Genomic DNA, 5,546 nt, shown 5'->3' on the forward strand with positions numbered 1-5,546 from the left:
TTCGGTGAAAGTATGTCCGGCGGTGTCCTACTCTCCCACCCCGTCTCCAGGGCAGTACCATCGGCGCTGAGAGGCTTAGCTTCCGGGTTCGGAATGTGACCGGGCGTTTCCCTCTCGCCATGACCGCCGTAACTCTGTGAACTTGTACGACACACCTCCGGTGGGGAACCGGAGTGGTCGTGCGTTCAGAACCGCACAGTGGACGCGACAATCATCTTGTTGACCTGACACCTTGGCAGCAACAGCTGTGGGTAGGTGTGTGTGGTCAAGCCCTCGGCCTGTTAGTACCGGTCAGCTCCACACCTTGCGGTGCTTCCACTTCCGGCCTATCAACCCGCTGGTCTGGGCGGGGGCCTTACCCGGTTGACCCGGTGAGAGACCTCATCTTGAAGCGAGCTTCCCGCTTAGATGCTTTCAGCGGTTATCCCTGCCGAACGTAGCTAACCAGCAGTGCACCTGGCGGTACAACTGGCACACCAGAGGTTCGTCCGTCCCGGTCCTCTCGTACTAGGGACAGCTCTTCTCAAGTCTCTTACGCGCACGGCGGATAGGGACCGAACTGTCTCACGACGTTCTAAACCCAGCTCGCGTACCGCTTTAATGGGCGAACAGCCCAACCCTTGGGACCTACTCCAGCCCCAGGATGCGACGAGCCGACATCGAGGTGCCAAACCATCCCGTCGATATGGACTCTTGGGGAAGATCAGCCTGTTATCCCCGGGGTACCTTTTATCCGTTGAGCGACACCGCTTCCACATGCCAGTGCCGGGTCACTAGTCCCAGCTTTCGCTCCTGCTCGACCCGTCGGTCTCACAGTCAAGCTCCCTTGTGCACTTGCACTCGACACCTGATTGCCAACCAGGCTGAGGGAACCTTTGGGCGCCTCCGTTACATTTTGGGAGGCAACCGCCCCAGTTAAACTACCCACCTGACACTGTCCCTGATCCGGATCACGGACCGAGGTTAGACATCCAATTCGACCAGAGTGGTATTTCAACGGCGACTCCACGAACACTGGCGTGCCCGCTTCGCAGTCTCCCACCTATCCTACACAAGCCGAACCGAACACCAATATCAAGCTATAGTAAAGGTCCCGGGGTCTTTCCGTCCTGCCGCGCGTAACGAGCATCTTTACTCGTAGTGCAATTTCGCCGAGCCTGTGGTTGAGACAGCTGAGAAGTCGTTACGCCATTCGTGCAGGTCGGAACTTACCCGACAAGGAATTTCGCTACCTTAGGATGGTTATAGTTACCACCGCCGTTTACTGGCGCTTGAGTTCTGAGCTTCGCCTTGCGGCTAACCCGTCCCCTTAACGTTCCAGCACCGGGCAGGCGTCAGTCCGTATACATCGTCTTACGACTTCGCACGGACCTGTGTTTTTAGTAAACAGTCGCTTCTCACTGGTCTCTGCGGCCACCCACCGCTGCCCCGCGCAAGGCGGTTCACAGCAGATGGCCCCCCTTCTCCCGAAGTTACGGGGGCATTTTGCCGAGTTCCTTAACCACAGTTCGCTCGATCGCCTCGGTATTCTCTACCTGACCACCTGAGTTGGTTTGGGGTACGGGCCGCTCGGAACTCGCTAGAGGCTTTTCTCGGCAGCATAGGATCATCCAATTCGCCTCATTCGGCTATGCGTCAGGCCTCACCCTGTGTGTGGGACGGATTTACCTACCCCACGGGCCACACCCTTGCACCGGTACTACCACTCACCGGTAGGACTACCTTCCTGCGTCACCCCATCGCTTGCCTACTACCAGTCCAGGTCCCGTGTTCCACCGGATCGGTCACAAGTGACCTCACCGGCTTCAGACGGTTAGTATCGCTGGGTTCAGCATGGGCGTTCCTTCGCGGGTACGGGAATATCAACCCGTTGTCCATCGACTACGCCTGTCGGCCTCGCCTTAGGTCCCGACTCACCCTGGGCGGATTAGCCTGGCCCAGGAACCCTTGGTCTTCCGGCGGGGGAGGTTCTCACTCCCCTCTCGCTACTCATGCCTGCATTCTCACTCGTGTGGCGTCCACGGCTGGATCACTCCGCCGCTTCGACCGCCACACGACGCTCCCCTACCCATCCACACACCTGGCCGGACCCTCAAGGGATCCGACGGGCTACATGTGAATGCCACGGCTTCGGCGGTGTGCTTGAGCCCCGCTACATTGTCGGCGCGGAACCACTTGACCAGTGAGCTATTACGCACTCTTTCAAGGGTGGCTGCTTCTAAGCCAACCTCCTGGTTGTCTCTGCGATCCCACATCCTTTTCCACTTAGCACACGCTTAGGGGCCTTAGCCGATGATCTGGGCTGTTTCCCTCTCGACTACGAACCTTATCGCCCGCAGTCTCACTGCCACGCTCTCACTTACCGGCATTCGGAGTTTGGTTGACGTCAGTAACCTTGTGGGGCCCATCGGCCATCCAGTGCTCTACCTCCGGCAAGAAACACGTGACGCTGCACCTAAATGCATTTCGGGGAGAACCAGCTATCACCGAGTTTGATTGGCCTTTCACCCCTACCCACAGCTCATCCCCCAGGTTTTCAACCCTGGTGGGTTCGGTCCTCCACGCGGTCTTACCCGCGCTTCAACCTGGCCATGGGTAGATCACTCGGCTTCGGGTCTAGGGCACGCGACTGAATCGCCCTGTTCGGACTCGCTTTCGCTACGGCTACCCCACACGGGTTAACCTCGCCACGTACCGCTAACTCGCAGGCTCATTCTTCAAAAGGCACGCAATCACCCCTCCACCGAAGTGGATAAGGCTCTCACGGCTTGTAGGCACACGGTTTCAGGTACTATTTCACTCCCCTCCCGGGGTACTTTTCACCTTTCCCTCACGGTACTTGTCCGCTATCGGTCACCAGGGAGTATTTAGGCTTAGCGGGTGGTCCCGCCAGATTCACACCGAATTTCACGGGCTCGGTGCTACTTGGGAAACAAGCTCGGGAGAGACTGAGTTTTCGTGTACGGGGCTCTCACCCTCTACGGCGACCCCTTCCAGAGGCCTTCCACTAACACAAGTCTTTTATAACTCCCCGCCACCTCGGCAGAAGTGACTGAACTGTCCCACGACCCCGACCACACAACGCCTGCCGGCTATCACATGCGATCGGTTTAGCCTCATCCGCTTTCGCTCGCCACTACTCACGGAATCACGGTTGTTTTCTCTTCCTGTGGGTACTGAGATGTTTCACTTCCCCACGTTCCCTCCACACGCCCTATGTGTTCAGGCGCGGGTCACACCACATGACTGGTGCGGGGTTCCCCCATTCGGAAATCCTCGGATCAACGCTCGGTTGACAGCTCCCCGAGGCTTATCGCAGCCTCCTACGTCCTTCATCGGCTCCTGGTGCCCAGGCATCCACCGTGTGCCCTTAACAACTTGGCCACACAAAAATCCCGCCCCCTGCCCCCGGAAGGAAACAAGAAGCGGGCCTACACAAACTCTTTGCTACAAGAGTCAGAAGATGCTCGCGTCCACTGTGCAGTTCTCAACGTACGACCAGTCACCACCTGCACCGACCCCACCAGACCCACGACACCCTCAAGCGTCACAGCGGTATGAGACCCAGGCGGCCCCGACAGAAGAAACCGTTCCCCCGGACTCTGTCGTCCGGGCGCCCGTTCCCTCAGGACCCAACAGCGTGCCTACGACCAGCCCACCCCTGCCACCCCGTTCCCCACCCGCATCCCCGAAGAGATGACGAGCCGTACTAGGAGCAGCAGCAGCTGCCGGCCGAACTGGTCAGCGTTCCACCCTCGAGCACCACCTGCAGGAGCATGCAGCCCACCAGAAGTGGTGAACCATCGTGTCCTGAGCGCGGCTCTGCACCGACAAGCAAAGCTTGCCGGTGAAGTGCTCCTTAGAAAGGAGGTGATCCAGCCGCACCTTCCGGTACGGCTACCTTGTTACGACTTCGTCCCAATCGCCGATCCCGCCTTCGACGGCTCCCTCCACAAGGGTTGGGCCACCGGCTTCGGGCGTTACCGACTTTCGTGACGTGACGGGCGGTGTGTACAAGGCCCGGGAACGTATTCACCGCAGCGTTGCTGATCTGCGATTACTAGCGACTCCAACTTCATGGGGTCGAGTTGCAGACCCCAATCCGAACTGAGACCGGCTTTTTGGGATTCGCTCCACCTCGCGGTATCGCAGCCCTTTGTACCGGCCATTGTAGCATGTTTGCAGCCCTAGACATAAGGGGCATGATGATTTGACGTCATCCCCACCTTCCTCCGAGTTGACCCCGGCAGTCTCCTATGAGTCCCCACCATGACGTGCTGGCAACATAGAACGAGGGTTGCGCTCGTTGCGGGACTTAACCCAACATCTCACGACACGAGCTGACGACAACCATGCACCACCTGTGCACGGCCCTTACGGACCCACCATCTCTGGAGGATTTCCGTGCATGTCAAGCCTAGGTAAGGTTCTTCGCGTTGCATCGAATTAAGCAACATGCTCCGCCGCTTGTGCGGGCCCCCGTCAATTCCTTTGAGTTTTAGCCTTGCGGCCGTACTCCCCAGGCGGGGCGCTTAATGCGTTAGCTGCGGCACGGAACTCGTGGAATGAGCCCCACACCTAGCGCCCAACGTTTACGGCGTGGACTACCAGGGTATCTAATCCTGTTCGCTCCCCACGCTTTCGCTCCTCAGCGTCAGTTTCGGCCCAGAGACCCGCCTTCGCCACCGGTGTTCCTCCTGATATCTGCGCATTTCACCGCTACACCAGGAATTCCAGTCTCCCCTGCCGAACTCAAGTCCGCCCGTATCGACTGCAGGCCCGAGGTTGAGCCTCGGGATTTCACAGCCGACGCGACGAACCGCCTACGAGCTCTTTACGCCCAATAATTCCGGACAACGCTTGCACCCTACGTATTACCGCGGCTGCTGGCACGTAGTTGGCCGGTGCTTCTTCTGCAGGTACCGTCACTTTCGCTTCGTCCCTGCTGAAAGAGGTTTACAACCCGAAGGCCGTCATCCCCCACGCGGCGTCGCTGCGTCAGGCTTTCGCCCATTGCGCAATATTCCCCACTGCTGCCTCCCGTAGGAGTCTGGGCCGTGTCTCAGTCCCAGTGTGGCCGGTCACCCTCTCAGGCCGGCTACCCGTCGTCGCCTTGGTAGGCCACTACCCCACCAACAAGCTGATAGGCCGCGGGCCCATCCCCAGCCGATAAATCTTTCCACCACCAGACCATGCGGTCAGCAGTCATATCCGGTATTAGCCCCAATTTCTTGGAGTTATCCCAGAGCTGAGGGCAGGTTGCCCACGTGTTACTCACCCGTTCGCCACTGATCCCCCACCGAAGCAGGTTCACCGTTCGACTTGCATGTGTTAAGCACGCCGCCAGCGTTCGTCCTGAGCCAGGATCAAACTCTCCGTAGATGATTTGATCGCAGCTGAGAACCGCGAGCTGACACTCGCGATATCAATCAACCAAAGGAATCCCTGCCACGACTGCACGAGCCGCGGCACGGGGTATTACTTGGCACTGACTTTCGGCACGCTGTTGAGTTCTCAAGGAGCGGACGCGCAGAAACTCGACCCTT

3 rRNA genes are annotated in these 5,546 nt (G+C 58.7%); all 3 read right to left on the reverse strand.

Annotated elements, in window-relative coordinates:
- Positions 1 to 14: 14 nt before the first annotated feature.
- Positions 15 to 131 (reverse strand): 5S ribosomal RNA (rrf, locus tag C5507_RS21750).
- A 130-nt stretch (positions 132 to 261) separates the two neighbouring features.
- Positions 262 to 3,384, reverse strand: a 23S ribosomal RNA gene (locus tag C5507_RS21755).
- Positions 3,385 to 3,863: 479 nt separating this feature from the next.
- Positions 3,864 to 5,382: ribosomal RNA gene (locus C5507_RS21760) — 16S ribosomal RNA — on the reverse strand.
- The 16S, 23S and 5S rRNA genes sit together here, the layout of an rRNA operon.
- Positions 5,383 to 5,546: the final 164 nt, after the last annotated feature.

The organism is Blastococcus saxobsidens, from assembly GCF_002938435.1.
GTDB classification, from domain to species: domain Bacteria; phylum Actinomycetota; class Actinomycetes; order Mycobacteriales; family Geodermatophilaceae; genus Blastococcus; species Blastococcus saxobsidens.